General features: G+C 38.1%; 18 protein-coding genes and 1 pseudogene. 4 read left to right on the forward strand and 15 right to left on the reverse strand.

Features of this window, described 5'->3' with window-relative positions:
• Nucleotides 1-138 precede the first annotated feature (138 nt).
• Nucleotides 139-330 (forward strand): hypothetical protein, encoded by a 192-nt coding sequence (locus H6F92_RS26070; RefSeq protein WP_265795850.1) that lies wholly within the window; start codon nucleotides 139-141, stop codon nucleotides 328-330.
• Here H6F92_RS26070 and H6F92_RS13940 read toward each other — a convergent pair.
• From H6F92_RS13940 to H6F92_RS13960, 5 genes are all read right to left on the reverse strand, one after another.
• Nucleotides 327-2,507 (reverse strand): O-linked N-acetylglucosamine transferase, SPINDLY family protein, encoded by a 2,181-nt coding sequence (locus H6F92_RS13940; protein ID WP_190358394.1) that lies wholly within the window; start codon nucleotides 2,505-2,507, stop codon nucleotides 327-329. The genes H6F92_RS26070 and H6F92_RS13940 overlap by 4 nt on opposite strands.
• 12 nt (nucleotides 2,508-2,519) lie before the next feature.
• Nucleotides 2,520-4,679, reverse strand: a complete 2,160-nt coding sequence (locus tag H6F92_RS13945) for an O-linked N-acetylglucosamine transferase, SPINDLY family protein (RefSeq protein WP_190358395.1) — start codon at nucleotides 4,677-4,679, stop codon at nucleotides 2,520-2,522.
• Between the two features lie 17 nt (nucleotides 4,680-4,696).
• Nucleotides 4,697-6,850 carry an O-linked N-acetylglucosamine transferase, SPINDLY family protein gene (locus H6F92_RS13950; RefSeq protein ID WP_190358396.1) on the reverse strand — a complete coding sequence of 718 codons (2,154 nt, stop codon included), beginning with the start codon at nucleotides 6,848-6,850 and terminating at the stop codon, nucleotides 4,697-4,699.
• Between the two features lie 17 nt (nucleotides 6,851-6,867).
• On the reverse strand, nucleotides 6,868-9,018 hold the full coding sequence (locus H6F92_RS13955; RefSeq protein WP_190358397.1) for an O-linked N-acetylglucosamine transferase, SPINDLY family protein: 2,151 nt from the start codon (nucleotides 9,016-9,018) through the stop codon (nucleotides 6,868-6,870).
• A 454-nt stretch (nucleotides 9,019-9,472) separates the two neighbouring features.
• Nucleotides 9,473-9,964: a c-type cytochrome gene (locus H6F92_RS13960; RefSeq protein ID WP_190358398.1), complete on the reverse strand. Its 492-nt coding sequence runs from the start codon at nucleotides 9,962-9,964 to the stop codon at nucleotides 9,473-9,475.
• A 28-nt stretch (nucleotides 9,965-9,992) separates the two neighbouring features.
• Here H6F92_RS13960 and H6F92_RS13965 point away from each other — a divergent pair, with 28 nt between their 5' ends.
• A complete protein-coding gene (locus H6F92_RS13965) occupies nucleotides 9,993-11,054 on the forward strand; it encodes a mechanosensitive ion channel family protein (RefSeq protein WP_190358399.1) in 1,062 nt (353 codons plus the stop codon).
• 44 nt (nucleotides 11,055-11,098) lie between these two features.
• Here the strand turns inward: H6F92_RS13965 and H6F92_RS13970 are convergent, their stop codons facing one another.
• The 3 genes from H6F92_RS13970 to H6F92_RS13980 all read right to left on the reverse strand — a co-directional run bounded on the left by H6F92_RS13970 (nucleotide 11,099) and on the right by H6F92_RS13980 (nucleotide 13,119).
• Nucleotides 11,099-11,779: a GerMN domain-containing protein gene (locus H6F92_RS13970; RefSeq protein ID WP_190358400.1), complete on the reverse strand. Its 681-nt coding sequence runs from the start codon at nucleotides 11,777-11,779 to the stop codon at nucleotides 11,099-11,101.
• A gap of 274 nt (nucleotides 11,780-12,053) precedes the next feature.
• Nucleotides 12,054-12,869, reverse strand: a complete 816-nt coding sequence (locus H6F92_RS13975) for an LmeA family phospholipid-binding protein (RefSeq protein ID WP_190358401.1) — start codon at nucleotides 12,867-12,869, stop codon at nucleotides 12,054-12,056.
• 7 nt (nucleotides 12,870-12,876) lie between these two features.
• A complete protein-coding gene (locus tag H6F92_RS13980) occupies nucleotides 12,877-13,119 on the reverse strand; it encodes a hypothetical protein (protein WP_002763591.1) in 243 nt (80 codons plus the stop codon).
• Nucleotides 13,120-13,242: 123 nt separating this feature from the next.
• Here H6F92_RS13980 and H6F92_RS13985 point away from each other — a divergent pair, with 123 nt between their 5' ends.
• Both H6F92_RS13985 and H6F92_RS13990 read left to right on the forward strand, forming a co-directional pair.
• Nucleotides 13,243-15,207 carry an FAD-dependent monooxygenase family protein gene (locus H6F92_RS13985; protein ID WP_190358402.1) on the forward strand — a complete coding sequence of 655 codons (1,965 nt, stop codon included), beginning with the start codon at nucleotides 13,243-13,245 and terminating at the stop codon, nucleotides 15,205-15,207.
• Nucleotides 15,208-15,582: 375 nt separating this feature from the next.
• Nucleotides 15,583-15,840, forward strand: coding sequence for a hypothetical protein (locus H6F92_RS13990; RefSeq protein ID WP_002762931.1), 258 nt, complete (start codon nucleotides 15,583-15,585; stop codon nucleotides 15,838-15,840).
• A 66-nt stretch (nucleotides 15,841-15,906) separates the two neighbouring features.
• Here H6F92_RS13990 and H6F92_RS13995 read toward each other — a convergent pair whose 3' ends face one another.
• The 7 genes and pseudogenes from H6F92_RS13995 to H6F92_RS14025 all read right to left on the reverse strand — a co-directional run.
• Nucleotides 15,907-16,359 carry a putative toxin-antitoxin system toxin component, PIN family gene (locus H6F92_RS13995; protein WP_190358403.1) on the reverse strand — a complete coding sequence of 151 codons (453 nt, stop codon included), beginning with the start codon at nucleotides 16,357-16,359 and terminating at the stop codon, nucleotides 15,907-15,909.
• Nucleotides 16,337-16,573 carry a type II toxin-antitoxin system VapB15 family antitoxin gene (gene vap15 / locus H6F92_RS14000; protein ID WP_061432407.1) on the reverse strand — a complete coding sequence of 79 codons (237 nt, stop codon included), beginning with the start codon at nucleotides 16,571-16,573 and terminating at the stop codon, nucleotides 16,337-16,339. Before vap15 ends, H6F92_RS13995 begins: the two co-directional genes overlap by 23 nt.
• A 296-nt stretch (nucleotides 16,574-16,869) precedes the next feature.
• The gene (locus tag H6F92_RS14005; RefSeq protein ID WP_008198105.1) at nucleotides 16,870-17,067 is read right to left on the reverse strand and encodes a DUF2283 domain-containing protein; all 198 of its coding nucleotides are present in this window, start codon (nucleotides 17,065-17,067) and stop codon (nucleotides 16,870-16,872) included.
• Nucleotides 17,054-17,314, reverse strand: a complete 261-nt coding sequence (locus H6F92_RS14010; protein ID WP_002793552.1) for a DUF4258 domain-containing protein — start codon at nucleotides 17,312-17,314, stop codon at nucleotides 17,054-17,056. The genes H6F92_RS14005 and H6F92_RS14010 overlap by 14 nt, the downstream gene beginning before the upstream one ends.
• A 450-nt stretch (nucleotides 17,315-17,764) precedes the next feature.
• A complete protein-coding gene (locus H6F92_RS14015) occupies nucleotides 17,765-18,031 on the reverse strand; it encodes a type II toxin-antitoxin system RelE family toxin (protein ID WP_002734670.1) in 267 nt (88 codons plus the stop codon).
• Nucleotides 18,028-18,237: a hypothetical protein gene (locus H6F92_RS14020; RefSeq protein WP_002771197.1), complete on the reverse strand. Its 210-nt coding sequence runs from the start codon at nucleotides 18,235-18,237 to the stop codon at nucleotides 18,028-18,030. Before H6F92_RS14020 ends, H6F92_RS14015 begins: the two co-directional genes overlap by 4 nt.
• 457 nt (nucleotides 18,238-18,694) lie before the next feature.
• Nucleotides 18,695-19,426 (reverse strand): annotated as a pseudogene (locus H6F92_RS14025) (formylglycine-generating enzyme family protein); the annotation flags it as partial.
• Nucleotides 19,427-19,565 lie beyond the last annotated feature (139 nt).

Genomic DNA, 19,565 nt, shown 5'->3' on the forward strand with positions numbered 1-19,565 from the left:
AAACTAATAAAACGGAGAGCCTATGGCTTGAGAAACTTTCGGAATTTTTGGGTTAGAAGTATGTTGTCTTGGCATCTTGTCTGTTGATTTAGCATAAAGAGTAACGAAGAGCCCGATAACTTGGGAGTTAATCACACTATTAAAAACAAATTTGGCTCTTCTAGGTTCTGTGTGATAAGTTTAACTTACATAGGATCGATCGATCTTCGTGTCCTTTGTGTCTTTGTGGTTCGTTCCACGCACTCGCCAGCAGCACTGTATCTTAGAATACATTTTACCCACCAAACCGAAGGGAGTCGGTCTTCGGTCGGCGATGGCAAATTAGGTTAGACTTCATCTTGATGAGAAAGGCTGTAAATATTCCACATTTGTTGATAAGCAGTTTCTAAATCTCTGGTAAATTGTTTGGCATTCCAGAGGGGAGATGTATGACGAGATTGACGTAATTGATAACGGACTTCTTCCCGCAAATTTTTATCCAATCCTAGCTTAATTCCCCACTGCACATATTCCTCATCACTCCAAGCTATACCCTGACTAATGCCAGCATTTTTCATAAAAGTATAGCTATTGCGGGCTGCGAATTGTTCACCAACCCTAGTGACTAAAGGAATCCCCATCCAGAGGGTTTCTAGGGTTGTGGTAGCACCATTATAGGGATAGGTATCGAGAACTATATCAGCAATTCCTAGATTAGCGCGATGGGTTTCCTCATGCAAATCATTGGGCAAAAATCTTAATCTATCTTGACTAATTCCCAATTCGTCAGCACTTTTGAGAAATAATTCTCGAATGGTTTCTTTGTCGGCAAAACCTTTGATTAAAAGATAGCTATTAGGAACCTGTTGGAGAATCTGCAATTGCAGATAAATCATGTTTAAGGTGCGTTTTAATCCCGATTGCACGGTCAGATAAATAATAGCATCATCGGGAATATTTAAATCAGTTCTTCTCCTGGTGGGAACACCCACTTCAAAACCATCCACGGATAAATAAGAGTTAGGAAGTCGGATGATTTTTTCTGAATAAATTTCTTCAGCATTTTCGGGTAAAACGTAGTTATCGGCAATAAAATAATCAATCGCAGGGATTCCCGACGCATCTAATCCTAACCAAGTTACCTGTATCGGTGCGGGTTTTAATGCCATTACTAGATAAGTTGTATTATTAGTTAAGCTATCAATATCCACTAAAATATCTAATTTGTCTTGACGAATTTGGGTAGTTATTTGTTCAATTTTTGCGGGCAAGTTATAGCTATAATCTGAGTTATTTATAAACCATTTTTCAGTAATTTCGTCTGCTCCTTGGTTGACAAAATAGGTGTAAATTTCAAATTTATCTCGATTATGATAGTGAAATAACCAGCGACTTAACCAACCCACAGAATGGCGACGGAGAGTATAGGCAATATAACCAATTTTTATTTTTCTTGCTGGAGATTTTGGAGAATAAACAGGAGCAATATAGTTATAGCGGGTTCTTACATCTGCTTGAAAAATTTCTGCTAGTTTACTTTGTAAATAGCGATTAATTTTCGGATTATCTTGATAGTAGGGAAGACAGCTAGTAACGCCTAAAATAGAGTCGATAATAAAGGGACGTGCATTAAATTGTTCGGCATTAATTTGTCGCTCGATTAGTTGTGTTAATTCATCGATAAATTTAGGTAAATTTCCCCAGTCTCCCTTAGCTTGTAAAATACCAATCACTAGAGAAATTCCGAACAGCTTTTCAGTATTTGTTTGGCAATTTTTATAAAAATTATCGGCGATTTCTAGAGCTTTTTTATAGTCAAAAGTGGTGGTTTTATAAAGATTAAACAAACTATTTTGTAAGTATAAATCCTCTGGTAGAAAGCGCAAACAAAGTTCTACTAAATTAATGGCAAATACACTTTGTTTTTGTTGATAACCATAATTGACAATTGCTGAGATAACTTTGGCCGCAATTATTTCTGGATTATTGATATGTAAGGCTGCTAATTCTAAAAAGTGGATGGTATTAGTGCAGGGGTAGATTAAAACTTTTTCCGTCACTCGCAGCAGTAAATCAAGATTAATTGCTGCTGTAGCTGTATTCTCTAACAGTTCAAATACACACCAATCATTGCACTTTTCCATAGCAAAATTTTGGAATTGTATTTCTAATTCCATCAGATGCAGGAGATTATTTAAAAAACTAGGATTAAGATTTTGTAGCTGCCATCGAATTAGATAACTTGTCTCTAGTCTTTGGGAATTTTCTTGTCTGGTTGCCTCTGCATCTAAGATTTGAGTTAAAGTTTCTATCCACCCCGATAATTCTGATTCAGCTGCTTGACTCAACACCAGTAACCAAGTAGCTTGTGCGTCTTCTTCTCTATCTTGTAAAAGATAGGCTAATCCTAGATAAAAATAATCCTCAATTACAGGAGAATTGTTTTCAGTTAATTGTTCATAAAACTGCAATACCAGTTGATAATTGTTGTCGTTTAAGTGTGTTTGTATGTCTTGATGCCATTGCATAGTTTTTATCCGCTAAGATTGACAATAAATATTCCACATTTGCCGATAAGCAGTTTCTAAATCTCTGGTAAATTGTCTGGCATTCCAGAGGGGAGATGTATGACGAGACTTTCGGAGTTTCCAACGGACTTCTTCTCTTAAATTTCTATCCAATCCTAACTTAATTCCCCACTGCACATATTCCTCATCACTCCAAGATATACCCTCAGTTATTCCCGCATTCATCATTAAAGTATAACCGTTGCGTGATGACCATTGTTGCCCCACTTTAACCACGAGAGGAATTCCCATCCAGAGGGTTTCTAAGGTGGTTGTACCACCATTAAAGGGATAGGTGTCCAAAACCACATCAGCGATGGCTAAATTTGCCCTGTAGGTTTCCGTTTTATAGAGAGGAAGCATCTTAATTCGATTAGTTTCTACCCCAACTTCTGCGGCAATTTGACAGAATAAATCCCAGAGAGAATTATCATCAGCAACTCCTTGAATCAGGAAATAACTATTAGCTACGGATTTGAGGATTTGCATTTGTAAGCGAATCATCGCAGGATTACGCTTAATTGCTGTTTGAGAACTTAGATAAATAACCGCATCGTTATTAATATCTAAATCTTCTCTTCGCAGAGTAGGAACGGCTATTTCAAACCCATCTACAGCGACAAAAGCATCAGGTAAACGCCAGATTTTTTCTTGATAATATTCTTGGGCATTTTCTGGTAGTACATAAGGGTCCGCTAAAAGATAATCCACTGCGGGTAAACCGGAACCATCAAAACCTAACCAGTTAACTTGAATAGGGGCAGGTTTTAAGGCAATAACTTGGGCAACGATTGCCCCAGTACCACTATCTAAATCCACAAGAATATCGATGTTATCTTCTTTAATTTTGCGGTAGGTTGCCAGGGAATCAGCAGTAGCATGATAGATTTTATCTGCGGGATTAGAAAACCATTTTTTAGTTATTTCATCCACAGGTTGACTCACCATATAAAGGTGAATATCAAACTGCTCACGATTGTGATAATTAATAGTCCAACGACTCAATAAACCTACGGGATGACGTTTTAAGCTTTGGGCAATGTAACCAATTTTAAGTTTTTTGTTGGGATTATTTTCTCTGGGTTTGTCAAAACTTTCCTCCTGAAAACCCAGCATTGCTTTGTAGGTTTCTTGGAAAAAACTGCCAATCTGATTTAAAAGCGTTCGATTCTCTTTCGGGTTATCTTCATAGTAAGAAATCGGATTCATAACTGTTAGTAAAGCTTCTCTAACTAAGGGATGTATGTCTTGGGGCTTTTTTTCTATAAATTCTTTAATTAAGTGTTTATACTCTTGACAAATACTAGGAATGTTATTCCATTTTGAGGCTCGCAAAGAAGCATTAAAAAGGAGAGATTGACTAAACATTTTTAAATCAATCGTTTGACTTTTCTCTTTCAACTTATTGACTAAATTTATTGCTTTTTCATAGTCAGGTACAGCAACATAAAACCAGAATAAATTAACGGCTAAGTACCAACTTTCTGGATAAAGGGAAAGAAAAGCTTCCGCTAAGTCAACGGAATAAATAGGTTGATATTTCTCAAAAGCAAAGTGTCGGGTGACAGTGATGACGTGATTAAGTAATTCTAGAGAATTGCCAAGATAGGATAAACTTAACCGAACTAATTCTATGGTATATTTATGAGCGTAAGGTATGACGGCAATTACTACCTGTTCCAATAATTGAGAGTTAACTGAACCCTGAGTAATTAATTCTAGTATTTGCCATTCTTGCAGTTGTTGAGGATGAAATCTATTTAATTTAATTTCAATGAGGGTTAAATGCAGTAAATTATCGAGATAACTGGGATTAATTTCCTGTAGATGTTTACGAATTAACCAAGAGATTTCTAGATTTTCTAACTCTAATTGTCGGTTAGCTTCGTCAGCTAAAATATTGCTTAATTCTAGCAGCCATGACTCGGTTTCCTGTTCTTCTCCTTGAGTGAAAACAAATAACCAAGTAGCTTGTGCTTCTTCTTCTCTTCCTTGTAAAAGATAGGCTAATCCTAAATACCAATAATGACTAATTTCTAGGGTTTCTCTTTCTATCAGTTCTTCGTAAAACTGACTAACAATATCGTATTGATTGTTTTCTAAAGCGGTTTTTACTTCATTTTGCCAAGACATGATTTAATTCTCCCTAATTAACTTTCACAATAGATTTGCCACATTTGACGATAGGCGCTTTCCACATCTTTAGTAAACTGACGTGCATTCCAAAGCGGGGAAGTTTGTCTAGATTCATCTAATTTAGCGATAACTTTGCGTCTCAGGTTTTCATCCTTACCTAACTTAATTCCCCAATCGATATACTCCTCATCACTCCAAGCGATACCCTCACTAATTCCCGCATTAACCATTAAAGTATAACTATTTCTCGATGACCATTGTTGACCAACTTTTGTCACTACAGGAATACCCATCCAAAGAGTTTCTAGAGTAGTGGTTGCACCACTATAGGGATAGGTATCGATTACCACATCGGCAATTTGGAGATTAGCGCGATGAATTTCTTCGTTAGCAACTCCTGAGAGAAAGCGCAATCTATTTTCATCGATTCCTTCCTCTTTAGCAATGCTGATAAATAAATCTTTGATAAGCTTTTCACTCCCCGCACCTTTGATTAATAAATAACTGTTGGGTACTGCTTTAATAATCTGCATTTGTAAGCGAATTGTGGCAGGATTTCTTTTTAATCCCACTTGCAAAGTTAAATAAGTAATTGCGTCTGCTGGTATGTTTAAATCCTGTCGGGTTAGCGTTGGTGTTCCGATTTCAAATCCATCCACGGCAAGATAACAATTAGGTAAGCGCCAAAGCTTCTCTTGATAAAACTCCTGAGCATTTTTTTCTAAAACTAAATTATCTACAAGGAAGTAATCAATAGCAGGTATTCCCGTGGCATCTAATCCTAACCATGTTATTTGAATCGGTGCAGGTTTAAGGGCCATAACTCGACAGGTGCTATCACGAGTTATACTATCTAAATCTACTAAAATATCGATGTTATCTTGATTAATTTTATCGGCAATAATTTGGTGGTTTGCTGGTAAATTATTATACTTATGCGCCTTATTTTTAAACCATTGTTCCGTAATATCGTCCTCGACTTGATTGACTAGGTAGAGATGAATATTAAAGTTATCTCGTTGATGATAATGAATTAACCAGCGACTTAGAAACCCGACAGAATGTCGCCGTAAAGTATGGGCAATATAGCCAATATTTAGCTTTTTATTGACATCTTTAGGTTTCTGAGACTCGATAGTAACTTGATTAAATTTTTTTCTAACTGCCTCTTGAAAAAGTTTGGCTAACTGATTAGTTAACCTGCGATTACCTACTAAGTCATCTTTTAAATAAGCTAAGGGAGAAGTGATAGACATAACCTCAGCTTGATTTATCATGGGACATTGACACCGTTCTAAATTATTTTGAATTGCTTGATAATATTCTTGGGTTTTATTGTCAATATTTAACCAATTACCTGCTAAAAGTTCCGTATAGAGGAGCAGATAAATACCAGCTATTTTTGATACTTTATCACTGGATAAATTCTTGATTTTATTAGCAGTTTCTAAGGCCAACTCAAAGTTACCAGTCTCGATATAGTATTGATGAATTTTGTACAAAAGTAGTAAGCGATCGGGTATAATATCTAGACAGCTAAGAGTCAAAATAACAGCATTAGTTTTATCGGTATAATAAATTTTGTCAATATGTTGTTCGATAATTTCCAATATCGCTGATTGTTGTGACTCTATTTTTAAAATGGTTATGATAATATCTAAAACTTCTTGCGCTGGCCAATCTAGAAGTTTATAGATCGTGTGTAGGAGTAAATTTATATCGAAATTTTCTAACTTGTCCGAATTAATTAAATTAACTATTTGCCAATCTTTAAGTTTTTGGGGATAAAAATATTCTAGCTTAATTTCTAACAGCACTAGATATAATAAATTTTCTAGGTTATCTGGATTTATCTGGTAGATATGCTGACGAATTACCCAGCTTAATTGCCAATTTTTTAGCTTAACTTGTCTTCGCGCTTCCCCATCCAAAATATTGACTAAATCTGCTGTCCACAGCATCACCTCCTGTTCATCCCCTTGACTGAGGACGAATAACCATGTGGTTTGTGCTTCTTCTTCCCTAGCTTCCAAAAGATAGGCTAATCCTAAATACCAATAATAACTAATTTCTGTGGCTTCTCTTTCTATCAGTTCTTCGTAAAACTGACTAACAATATCGTATTGATTGTTTTCTAAAGCGGTTTTAACTTCATTTTGCCAAGACATGATTTAATTCTCCCTGATTAACTTTCACAATAGATTTGCCACATTTGACGATAGGCATTTTCCACATTTTTAGTAAACTGACGTGCATTCCAAATCGGGGAAGTTTGTCTAGATTCATCTAATTTAGCGATAACTTTGCGTCTCAGGTTTTCATCCTTACCTAACTTAATCCCCCAGTCGATATACTCCTCATCACTCCAAGCAATACCCTCACTAATTCCCACATTAACCATTAAAGTATAACTATTTCTCGATGACCATTGTTGACCAACTTTTGTAACTAAAGGAATTCCCATCCACAGCACATCTAAAGTCGTCATTCCTCCCGTAAAAGGATAGGTATCTAAAACCACATCAGCTATTCTTAAATTTGCTCGATAAATTCCTGTGGGATAGAGGGGTAATATTTTTAATCTCTCATAATTAATTCCTTCTTCCTCGGCAACTTTGAAAAATAATTTTTCCACTGATTTAGCATCACTTAACCCTTGAATACTCAAATAACTATTAGGAACTGCCTTTAAAATTTGTAGCTGAAGTCGAATAGTTTCAGGGTTACGTTTAACCCCCGTTTGTACGGTTAAGTAATTAATTGCATCCTCTGGAATCCCTAAATCATCCCTTCGGAGAGAGGGGTAAGCAACCTCGACACCATCCACACAAATATAGGAATTAGGTAAGCGCCAAATTTTTTCTCGGTAATATTCCTGTGCATCTGCTGGTAAAACGTAATTATCAGCAAGATAGTAATCAATTGCGGGAATTCCTGACGCATCAAAACCTAACCAAGTCACTTGTATTGGTGCGGGTTTAAGTGCCATGACTTGACAAGTTGTGTTATTAGTGATACTGTCTAAATCTACCAAAATATCAATATTATCTTGACTAATTCTTTCAGCAATCATTTGAGGATCGACAGGTAAATTATAGCAAGCATTTACCTGATTTCTAAAACTATTTTCAGTGATAAGGTCTTCTTTTTGAGATACTAGGTATAAAGATACATGAAACTGGTTATAATCATGATACTTCATTAACCACCTAGAGATTAATCCGATAGAATGATTATATAATGTATGGGCAATATAGCCAATTTTAAGAACCTTATTGGTATCTTTAATAGTCGATTTTTGATAGTAATTATAGTTAGAGTTATTGCGAACATACTCCTGAAAAAGTTGACCAATACAATTATTAATGTAACGGTTTTTTTTGGGGTTATCTTCTAGGTAAACTAGAGCAGATAAAATTGTTAGGGATGGTTTCTCCAAAAATCTGGGACATTCTCGATTAGCGATACTTTTTTGCAAGGATTCTGCATATTCTTCAATATCTGTCTTAATATCGATCCAATTACCACTGAATAATTTGACATAAAGAGCAATATAATCAGCGACAGCTTGAGAAGGCAAACCTCGACAAATTGTTTTTAATTGATTAGCTACTTGCATAGCAGCGGGAAAATCTCGATTATCAAAATAACATTGATAAAGTTCAGCTAACAGATAAATTTGCCCCGGTTCTACTGCTAAACAAGTATTAATAATATCAATAGCCAATGGTTTATTATTAATGACTAGAGAAGTTACTTTAGCTTCTACTACTTTGATAAAAGTTTGTCGCTGACAGTTAGATTGAAATATTGCCTCTAAGTAAGGGACGGTTTCTGGTATCTGATAATCGATAAATTTTCCGAAAACTTCTGCTAATAAACTTAACTCTAGACTCTGGAAATTATTTGTTTTTAACACATCAACAAATAACCAAGATTGTAACTGCTCCTGCTCGAAATAATTCAAATTAATTGCTAATAAAATAAACCGCAGTAAATTATCAACATTATCGGGACTAATCTCGCGAATATGTCCTCGAATTAACCAACTGGTTTCTAAATTGCCTAACTCTAATTGTCTTCGCGCTTCCCCATCCAAAATATTGACTAAATCTGCTGTCCACCCCATCACTTCCCCTTCATCCCTTTGACTGAGGACGAATAACCATGTGGTTTGCGCTTCTTCTTCCCTAGCTTCCAAAAGATAGGCTAATCCTAAATACCAATAATGACTAATTTCTAAGGGTTCCTTTTCTATTAATTCTTGATAAAATTGGCTAACTTGCCAGAAATCCCCTTGGATAATTGCCGATTCAACTTGGGAATGCCAAGACATAAGTATTTATGGTTAAGTGTTTCTACTAGCGTACCCAAATAGAAGCAAAATTTTTCTATATAAGTAAAATTTATCAGTTTCTCAGGGGTTGGGTTTTGGGGTGGTCACTGCGTGCGCGTTGCGGGGGGTGTTGGGGTTTTAGTTGAAATTCCCCATTCCCCCATTCCCCCACTTCCCACCTGTCACTCTCCACCCAGTTTCAACGCGTCCTAAGTAGGTGGGTGGAATTAAATATAAGATGAACGTAGGTTGGGTTGAAGCATGAAACCCAACGCCCGCATGGGTTACGCTACCGCTAACCCATCCTACAAATAATTGTGCCTCCCTACTTAGCTTATCATCAATCTCAGCCAAGAGTCAGTCCCGATGAAAAAGTTTTCACCCCCACAGATGAAAGAGGTTTCCTTCCCTACACCCCACACCCCACACCCTACACCCCACACCCTCTTTCAAGTCAGTTTTTTGAAAGATTTTCTAAATAAACCAATAAATCAGCCATAGCTTGAGGATCGGGCTGAAATTTGGGCATTGGCGGGGTTTTCCCACTAATTACCTGTTCAATCAGACTAATTCTCGATTTGCGATGGGAAACGTCCTCTAAACTTGGTCCGACGATGCCATCAGCAAACTGACCGTGACAAGCAGCACAGTTAATCTGAAAGATTTCGTAACCGCGACTGACATTACCTTGTCGGGATAACACCTCTTTAATGTAGGGATCCGACATCTTAGCCAGATGAAAGGTGATTAAAAAGGTGCTAATCAGGAACAAAACCACGATTATAACCATTGAGAATCGATAAATCCCGAATTTGGGTTTAACTAACTGACTATTCACGAAGGCCGCCGAAGAAAAGATGAGTTTCTCTTTACATTTTGCAACTTTTTGCCCGAAAATTCCACCGCCGCTGCTAGAGATAGGCAAATGGAGAATAATATAAGACAAAACTGCATCTTTTTCTAACCCTCTAGCAATGAACCTATTAACCAGACTGGAAGATTGGCCCTATATTATCCTACCTATCACCATCATCCTCAGTTTCCTGCTGTTGGGATGGCTCGTAGAAAAGCGCGTTGTCAGTCAACTTTTATCGATTGCCAGAGAAAAAAACCTGCGTTTCTCGGAAGGGGTTTTACGTTCCCTTCGTGGATTAAGCATACTTTGGTTCGGACTTTTGGGGTTAAATATTGCCCTCTCCCTTCCCAATCTTCCCCTCTTTCCCTCCCTGATTCTCCTGAGCAAAACATTTCTGCTAGTGGCTTTTTTAGCTTCGGCTACTTGGGTTGTTGCTCAATTATCCGTGGAAATATTACGAGTTTATACCACGGGAGATGATGGCATTTCTTCCCTAACTTCCCTATTTGAATTTCTCGCCAAAGTTCTGATTTTTAGCTGCGGTTTTTTGCTGATTTTAAGCTCGATTGGCATTTCGATAACTCCCCTGCTTACTGCCTTTGGTATTGGGGGTGTTTCCCTCGGTTTAGCTCTCCAAAATACCCTAGCTAATTTAATGTCAGGTATTAATATTATCACTTCTAAAAAAGTTAGACCGGGAGATTATATTGAACTGAGAACGGGAGAAGCTGGTTATGTGCGAGATGTGGATTTAAGATGCACAGTCATCGAAGAAATTACCAATAATCTTTTGGTTATTCCCAATGCTCAGATCATTTCTTCTAGTTTCCGTAACTATAGTTTACCAGATAACTCCCTCCTGGTTCCCGTGGAAGTGGGCATTAGTTACGATAGTGACTTAGAAAAAGTCGAAAAAGTTACCCTAGAAGTCATGCAAGAAATCGCCCAGTTATTGCAACCTAACCTCGGTGACTATCAACCCTTGATCCTTTATCGTAAATTCGATTACTATAGTATCCTGCTGACGGTTTATCTCAAGGTGGTAGAAGAAGAATTTTTTCAACACCTCACCATTAAACACGAATTTATTAAACTCCTACACCGACGCTATCAGCAAGAAGGAATTAAAATTCCCTATCCGATTTTTTTTCCCTATCCCCCCAGTAATCCCCCTAGTTAACCTCAATTTGCTATCGCAACCAACAATTGAAATGCGCGGACAACTTACAATTGATAATTCTCCTCAAAAAACTTACGAGTCATCGGTTGGGCAACTTCAATACCGTGGCCTTCTCCTAGTAATTCTAGGGGTTTTCCTTCCACTTGAATCCAGACTTTGGCATTGGGATCCTCGGTAGTAGTAGTATAGATGATTTGTGCCAAACGACCGATCAACATATCAGGACCATCATCAGTGCCAAACTCCCGCGAGAGATTAACTTTAATTCCCGTTTTATCTACTTTTAAATCAAGTAATTTAGTCCCGGGGGGAATAGTAGTCATATCCTGAGGATTACTTGGACCTGCTAATAGAGTTTGCAATACTGCTGTTAACTCTCGGTCGTCGCTATCCGCTTTTTGAACGGTAATTTCTTGGGTGACTAATTGATTACCCCTATCGGTCACTTTTAACCAATAAACCTGTCGAGTTTCCCTAACAGGAATAGCTGCAGGAGTTGCTGTCGGACTTGTCTTCACTGGACCGGGAGAAATCGGTTCAACAATTGGCGATTGACTTATCGGCGCCGGACTGGGAGATTCAATCGGGTTTTCGCTGGTTTTCTGGGAGAAAGATAGGTGATGGACGGCAAACCAAGCAGTGGCACCACCAGCAGTAAATAAAGCGAGGCCGATACCAATTATCCAAGGCAAAGAGATTTGATCACTAGAGCGAGAACTAGGCATAATTCAGTTATCAGTTATCAGTTATCAGTTATCAGTTATCAGTTATCAGTTATCAGTTATTAGTTATCAGTTATCAGTTATCAGTTATTAGTTATCAGTTATCAGTTATCAGTTATTAGATTTGAGTTTTAAGTGAGCAGTATTAAATAGCAGTTTCCCAGTGTCTTTTCACTTTTTACCGATCACTGAAAGAGAAATTGCCGTTTTCTTTTCACTGATTACTGATTACTGATCACTGATCACTGAAATATCTCCTCTTTTCTGACCGTTAAATTTAATTGGGGTTCCCCGATCGAGGTTCAATTCTGCCAAAGGCGGCTATACTCAGCTTATCATCGTCGATCTGCAATTGGAGAAGGCGGGCGATAATTCCTTGTTTCTCGAAGTTTTTTAAATCTAACTGGGTGGATATACCCTCAGCAAACCCCTTGAGAAGGCGCGAGGAGATGCGACGACCATTAAGAGTAGCTGTGGGGTCAATAAGCTCGATTTTTCGCCCCTGCACTAGCTTAAATCCCACTTCTAAGCTCAGATCGAGGCTGGCTGCCGGTTCGTCTGGCCGTTGGGTCTCTAGCTGCAGGCTGAGGGCGACTCGATTATTATTAAGAAAGTTAAAATTTGCTTGACTAAGTTGATATTTTGTGCTACCAAATTCTTCCCTAGAGGGAATCAGATTATTAATCAGGGTCTGAATTTGTTCTTTGACCGCTGCCGATTGTAAAGCTTGATTAACATTAGTTTCCGTGAGGACAAGATGCAATGCTCCCGCAGCCGGTCGGCGCAGTGCGGCGGCTAAACTGCTGTTTTTCTGCTGTAATTGCCGCAAATCGAGGCTAATTGGCTCAGTTTCTAGCTCGATCTTCTCAATGCGAACATCAGCAAGGGGATAAATTCCCCGTGCAGAAATGCGAACTCGATCGATTTTGCCTTGCAGAACCTGATAATTGGGAGTATTATCGACCCTCACGGATAATTGTTCCACTTTTTGGACTTGAGAGCGAAGGGTATGGGCTAAAACCGTATCAATAATTGCCCCTGCGGGAGTTAACAGGGTCAAAACACTAGCGAGAGTGATTGTTAGCCATTCCATCGCTCAATTACACCCATCCAGCTAAATTTTGCCAAGCATTAGTCAAAAGCTGACTTAACCAACGTCGTTGCACTTGATCTAAAATCGGGTCTTCTGCGAGAATTTCTTCAGTCAGATCATCGAGAGATTGACCCTGAGCGCGGGCCATTCTAATAATTCCCGCAATCACGGCAGCGATCATCTCCTCATCGACGGGACGCTGTCGGAGGGCGGCAATTTCTTCGGGGGTAGTCGGGATGGGATAATTCATAATCAGATGGTCCTGGCTGTGTATTAATCTAGGTATGTAAAGTTTTTTAAACTTTTTTCAGAAAAAACTTTTTGTGTAGTCTAGCGTAATCAGACGATTTTTAGGTGTAATAGCTAAATCAAGATGAGAGAAATACTTTACAGAGAAATTCCGACTCCTGACTCGATCGCCGTTTGTCAGTGGTTACAATCCGATTGGCAACCCGCAAACGGTGTCAAGACAAATACACCTAACGGGGTGAGATTGCGCTTATCGGAGGCGATCGAATTGTCGATTTTTGTCTGGACGCTGCAACGGACTACTTATTTAAAAGTTTTCCGCTGGGGTGAGCGATCGCATGATCAAGAAACATCCCTGACTCGGCAGCTCGATCGAGCTTTACAAAAGCGTTTTCCGCCGCAGTTTAGCACGATACCAAACATCGATCAAAAAAATCACTCAATTTTTACAGATTTAGAAGCGGACTATCCCCTAACGGTTCACTACTTCCGCAAAATGCCCCAAGGAGAGGCAGACTTAGAACGTTTGTATTGGTGGGAAAAACGTTGGCGCGACAGTGCCAAAAATCCCCAACAACCGCAGCCAGTAATTTTCTCTAGTAGTGAGGAAAATGATCATCCCATCACCTACGACTTAATTTATATTGGTGGTGCCTTGGGGGCAATTCATGCGGCACAGATGGCCAAATTAGGTTATCGAGTCCTCTTAGTAGAAAGACTGCCTTTCGGACGGATGAATCGGGAATGGAATATCTCTCGATCGGAGTTTCAAAGTTTAATTAATTTAGGCCTATTTACCGCCGAAGAATTCGAGGAATTAATCTTCCAAGAATACATCGATGGCTTTAATAAGTTTTTTGATGGCAATAATCCCCCCCATTTGAAGGCGGAGATTCTCCATACTCCCACGGTTTTAAATATCGCCATTAATTCCGATAAATTGCTGCAATCCTGCGGTAAAAAAATACAGGATCATGGCGGTAAAATTCTCGATCAAACGGAATTTATCAAGGCTGATATTACTGCCAATAGTGTTACTGTCACCCTTAATCATGGTGGAGAAATTCAACAGATAAAAGGCCGTTTATTGATTGATGCTATGGGTTCCGCCTCCCCCATTGCCTGGCAATTAAACGGAGTGCGTGCCTTTGATAGTGTCTGTCCGACGGTGGGAGCAGTAGTAGAAGGATTCGATCCGGTGGTGTGGGATTCTCACTATGGTGATGTCTTAAATTCCCATGGCGATATTTCTAAAGGCAGACAACTAATTTGGGAATTATTTCCGGGGGAAGGAAAAGAATTAACCTTTTATCTATTTCACTATCATCAAGTCCATCCCGATAATCCCGGTTCTCTGTTAGAAATGTACGAAGATTTCTTTACTATTTTGCCCGAATATCGACAGTGTGACCCAGAAAAATTAACTTGGAAAAAACCCACATTTGGTTATATACCGGGGCATTTTAGCGCAGGAAAAAAAGATCGAATTGTCTCCTTTAATCGCATTTTAGCTATTGGGGATGCCGCCTCCCTGCAATCACCGTTAATCTTTACTGGATTCGGTTCTTTGGTGCGTAATTTAGAGCGCTTAACCGATCTTTTGGATACGGCATTGAAACACGATTTACTAACAGCTAAAGACCTAGAAAACGTGCGGGCCTATCAAAGTAATGTGGCGGTAACTTGGTTATTTTCTAAAGGAATGATGGTGGCCACGGGAAAAACTTTACCACCCCAAAGAATTAACGCCATGTTAAACACATTTTTCGGTTTATTGGCCGACGAACCGCCGGAGGTTTCTGAAACTTTTATTAAGGATAAAACCGATTGGTTGACTTTTAGCCGTTTAGCAATTAAAGCGGCCAGAAAAAACCCCGCTTTACTGTTGTGGATAGCAGAAATGGCCGGCAGTAAGGATTTAATACGTTGGTTGGGTTCCTATCTCGATTTTAGCCTTGATGGAGTCAAAAATCTGCTTTTTGGTTCCTGGTTTCCCCAATGGTTAGAAAACTCCCAAAGCTGGCTAGAAAAAGACAATCCTCGCCTCTGGTTAAAGTTATTGAGTTTTAATTATAGCTTAAGAAATTAGAGGATATTTATCAGGTAAACTTTGATATAAAGGAGAGTGAGAACTGAGAAGTGGGTTTTTAAAGTTCGATTGGAAGTTAATCACACTATTAAACGGGGGAATATTCGGTAGCAGTTAAATAATCATAACAAAAACCACTCCAGACACAGAGGACACAGTAGCCGCTCTTCTAGGGTGCGTTAGTGATAGCGTAACGCACCCATTTTCTTAAGATGGTGCGTTACGACGCAATAATAATTTAATTATTAACAAATTTCTTTTAAATACGCGCAAACACGCACCCTACAAGCTGATTTAAGAGAAGTAGAATCCTTTATTTAGTCAATAAGTTAACATATAATTGAGTTAAGACATTCTCATTCAACAATTTTCCCTATGGCACAAGCTCAGGAACCGAACGATAAAAATTATGAAGTGGAGCGTCAATTGAGGAGTCTTAATCGGCGCCTGGAGCGTCTGGAAGATACCCAAGTGACAGGAAGAGAGCTAAACCGGAGTTTTGATCGGGTCTATGAGGAAATTGATCATCTTGAAGATAAAGTTGATCGGCTTCAATCGAATTTTGAAGAGTTTCGTGATGAGATTAACCAAAAATTAGATACGATTTTACAACATATTACGGGCATCAATTAAATTGACAGCGATCATCAATAAAGTATTATCGTAGGTTGGGTTGAACGATAGTGAAACCCAACACTTTTAAATAATTAGATTGGGTTGAGGAACGAAACCCAATCTACAGATTACTAAAAATTGTTGATAAGTAACAATTTTAGTTATTCCAAATTGTTGCAAAATTAATAAATCTTGATCGCCTGTAATTAAAAAGTCGGCTTGACTATCTTTGGCTAAGGCTAAAAGGTAGTTATCTTTAGCATCTCTACAGATATTAATTTTTGATTTAGTCTCAATACATAACCCAATTATGCTTAAAAGTTCAAGTAATTCTTGAACTTTACTTTGGGAAAAATGCTTTTGTAATTTTGGTCTTTTGGTAACAAGGTTAATCTCATTAAGTAGCTGTGGAGAAAAAATCGGCACAAGAGTTTTTTCAATCAGTAGATATTTTAAACCAGCTAACTGTTTACCAATAAGAAAGCTAATCCAAAGGTTAGTATCAATAATAACTTTAATCGGTGGCTTGTTGTCCATAAATTTCAGCCCTAACTTCCTCCACTTCTTCGGTAATTGTCTCTAGGGAAAGCTCATCAGTTTTAAAGGTTTCTAAAAGTTGGGTTAATTTGTGATTTAAAGTTTCTTTTTCGAGTTCTTTACTGAGTTTTATTTTGTCACTTTCTGGGAGTTGTTTAACCAAATCTAAAATCTGGTCAAAGTTTAAGGTTAGTTGGTAAGTTTTTTGGTTCATTTTCTCAAATTATTGTTTATTGATAAAGTTTAATTGCTCGCAGTGCATACTCAAAACAACGTTCCCGAATATCTATTTGTTTCTTCTATTCTTTTTGATAATTCACTTTTTGGGACATCTATTACTACTCTTTGCGAATTGTTTCTAGGTTTATCATTGTCATTGTTTAAATGCGCGACAGCTTATTCTCATTGCAGCAAATTACTGAAACAATTAAGCTAAAACTAATTCTAATTACTAATAACTTTTTCTCATTAATCTTCTCTTTCATAGTTCATATATCTAACCGACAGAAGCTAGGAGATTGATACCAATTCAGCAGTGGTGTCTTCTGAAATAAATTTTCGGAAGTCTAAGACTTCGATAAGAACTAGCATATCGTCATTAGAATAGTGCAAGATAACCTGTCCATTGTCTTCTGCATAACTGATAGGTTTATCCGATAACTCAATTAACAGGATATCAACATCTTTACTGTATTTAATCTTTTTCATATCTATTTGTCCTTCCAGGGTATAAAGTAATGATCAAGATAAAAGCACTAAATTCTCGACAAATAACTCGTAGAACTAAGTTTTCATTTAATCTCCTTTGAAAGATGACTTTGGATTCTGGCAATATTTCTATTTTATCAGGATTACAAATCGTATCAATAATAAATTCTGGAGAAATATTTAGTTCGTGATTAGCAAGGATGTCGATTTTAAATTTCGCATGATCGCTAAATCGAATCTCTTTCATAATTCATAATTCATAATTTATCTATCGAGTTCCTGAAAAGCTGATGTTTCCGTGAGCAAAACCCCTAAAATTAGACTTAACAAAAGACCTGAGATCGCTATATTCTACAGGTTACAAGCCTTGGCACGAGAGAGCCACGCCCCAGGCAGCAATTATATCATTCATTCTACCTAAATAGCAAACAGGAACTAGAAACCTGTTACTAGGGAGAGATTGCTACGGGGGGATATTGATTGAGAGATCAAGGTTAACTCTGGTATCATACCATATAAAGCTTTTGTCGGGTGCGTTAGTAATAGCGTAACGCAGCAATTTTCTTAAGATGGTGCGTTACGGCGCGATCATAATTTAATTATTAACAAATTTCCTTTAAGTACTCGCAAACACGCACCCTACAAGCTATCAAAAGAGTCAGGCTTATCCAAAGAATGGACGATTTTATGGATTGGATTAGGGAAAAAATCTATAAACTTCTCTTCTGTGTAAGAATCGACTAAAGATCAGTTCATCGTTAATAATTGCAACACCAATGCGATAATCTCCTATTTTGATACGATAAAAACCCTGATAACCTTTAAGCTTTTTGAGGTTTTTTATATCATCCAGTGTTTGAGCTAATTTGCATTCATTGACAACAGTTTTGATCTCAGATAATAGTTTTTGATCTTTAATTTTTCTTAAGTCTTTGGAGAATTTAGCTACAAATTGAATTTTCATTCAGCTTCTCCATTGAGAATAGCAAAAACTTCTTCTTCTGGAACAAATTCACCATTTAATCCTTCCGTAATAGCATTAGCTAAACCAATATCTTCTAAGGCTTCGATAACAATTTCATAAAATAGTTCCCGTTTGTTTTGCATCATTTCAATGAGGATTTCGGTTAGGATTTCTTTGGTTTTTTCTTCGGTAATGATCGATGACATTGCGGTTAGTCCTTTGAATTATGAATTATGAATTATGAATTATGAATTATGAATGGGGAGCGAGGTAACAGGTAACAAGCCAGAAAATCGGCGTACTTCATGACTTTGAATACCGCTATATATATTACAGGTTACAGTAACCCACCATGTCAAGTTGGCTGGTGCGTTACATTAATATTAACGCACCTTACGAGATCGGTGATCGCTGCTTGTTTGAGTTGATCGATGAGAGCATTATCATTCACAGATTCACTATGTAATAAAACTAGGTTCGTTGTCGAGGCTCTAGCCCGATTTTCCCCAGAAGTTGGCGAATTCAGCGCAACTACGAACCTTAACTTAACCTACAGATTACTACCTCAATTTTTTCAAAAAAAATCGACCCGCCGCTAGGCGGGAAAAAGAGAAAAATTGAAAAAAGTAAAAAAGGGTAAAAAGGGTAAAAAGAAAATAAGGGTTACAGAGTCCTCCCAGCACTGCACACCACCCGAAAACCGTTGTTGACGGTGTCGTCGCTGTTGCGGCGGTAGTGGGGGTTGCGGTAAGCGGAACGGCAGTCAGAAGGAAAGTTGAACCAAGAACCGCCCCGCAGTATTCGATCATCATTATCATTTGTCAGCCAAGCACTGCCATCCCTTGGTGCATTCTCATAGTTATAGTGCCAATTGTCTTCGCACCACTCCCAAACATTGCCACTCATGTCATAAAGCCCCCAAGCATTTGGCTTTTTCTGACCAACAGGATGAGTTGTATACTGAGAATTTCCGTCATACCAAGCATAATCTCCTAACTGATTGGCATGATCACCAAAATAAAAGCGAGTGGTTGTCCCTGCACGACAGGCATATTCCCATTCCGCTTCTGTGGGGAGGCGATAGGTTTTCCCGGTTATTTGACTCAATTTTTTACAAAAGGCTTGAGCATCGTTCCAATAAACCCATTCTACCGGATTTTGGGGATTGTTTTTAAAATTAGAGGGATTTTTTCCCATTACTGCTTCATATTGTGCCTGAGTCACCGGATATTTGCCAATCGCAAAACTGTTTACTTTAACTAGATGTTGAGGCTTTTCAGACTTGTCAGCATCGGGATCACTGTCAGGAGATCCCATGAGAAATTGACCTGCTGGTAAGCCTACCATCTCCAGTGTTACTCCCTTGGGTAGTTTCTCTGTAAATGGAGTTAGATTTATCGGTTGAGGACGAAATTGAGTAATAGACTGACATGAAGAAACAACACTAGCGACACTCCCGGCTGTAACTAACCCCAACTGTTTTAAAACTTTACGGCGCGACCATCTTTTTGACATTTTTTCAAGCCTCCCAAAT

Origin of the sequence: Microcystis wesenbergii FACHB-1317, from assembly GCF_014696875.1 — a bacterium.
GTDB classification, from domain to species: Bacteria; Cyanobacteriota; Cyanobacteriia; order Cyanobacteriales; family Microcystaceae; genus Microcystis; species Microcystis wesenbergii_A.

Bases quoted from the DNA above. Each gene is read 5' to 3' on its own strand.
- H6F92_RS13940 (WP_190358394.1), bottom strand. From the start codon at position 2,507: ATGCAATGGCATCAAGACATACAAACACACTTAAACGACAACAATTAT.
- H6F92_RS13945 (WP_190358395.1), bottom strand. From the start codon at position 4,679: ATGTCTTGGCAAAATGAAGTAAAAACCGCTTTAGAAAACAATCAATAC.
- H6F92_RS13950 (WP_190358396.1), bottom strand. From the start codon at position 6,850: ATGTCTTGGCAAAATGAAGTTAAAACCGCTTTAGAAAACAATCAATAC.
- H6F92_RS13955 (WP_190358397.1), bottom strand. From the start codon at position 9,018: ATGTCTTGGCATTCCCAAGTTGAATCGGCAATTATCCAAGGGGATTTC.
- H6F92_RS13965 (WP_190358399.1), top strand. From the start codon at position 9,993: ATGAACCTATTAACCAGACTGGAAGATTGGCCCTATATTATCCTACCT.
- H6F92_RS13970 (WP_190358400.1), bottom strand. From the start codon at position 11,779: ATGCCTAGTTCTCGCTCTAGTGATCAAATCTCTTTGCCTTGGATAATT.
- H6F92_RS13975 (WP_190358401.1), bottom strand. From the start codon at position 12,869: ATGGAATGGCTAACAATCACTCTCGCTAGTGTTTTGACCCTGTTAACT.
- H6F92_RS13980 (WP_002763591.1), bottom strand. From the start codon at position 13,119: ATGAATTATCCCATCCCGACTACCCCCGAAGAAATTGCCGCCCTCCGA.
- H6F92_RS13985 (WP_190358402.1), top strand. From the start codon at position 13,243: ATGAGAGAAATACTTTACAGAGAAATTCCGACTCCTGACTCGATCGCC.
- H6F92_RS13990 (WP_002762931.1), top strand. From the start codon at position 15,583: ATGGCACAAGCTCAGGAACCGAACGATAAAAATTATGAAGTGGAGCGT.
- H6F92_RS13995 (WP_190358403.1), bottom strand. From the start codon at position 16,359: ATGGACAACAAGCCACCGATTAAAGTTATTATTGATACTAACCTTTGG.
- vap15 (WP_061432407.1), bottom strand. From the start codon at position 16,573: ATGAACCAAAAAACTTACCAACTAACCTTAAACTTTGACCAGATTTTA.
- H6F92_RS14005 (WP_008198105.1), bottom strand. From the start codon at position 17,067: ATGAAAAAGATTAAATACAGTAAAGATGTTGATATCCTGTTAATTGAG.
- H6F92_RS14010 (WP_002793552.1), bottom strand. From the start codon at position 17,314: ATGAAAGAGATTCGATTTAGCGATCATGCGAAATTTAAAATCGACATC.
- H6F92_RS14015 (WP_002734670.1), bottom strand. From the start codon at position 18,031: ATGAAAATTCAATTTGTAGCTAAATTCTCCAAAGACTTAAGAAAAATT.
- H6F92_RS14020 (WP_002771197.1), bottom strand. From the start codon at position 18,237: ATGTCATCGATCATTACCGAAGAAAAAACCAAAGAAATCCTAACCGAA.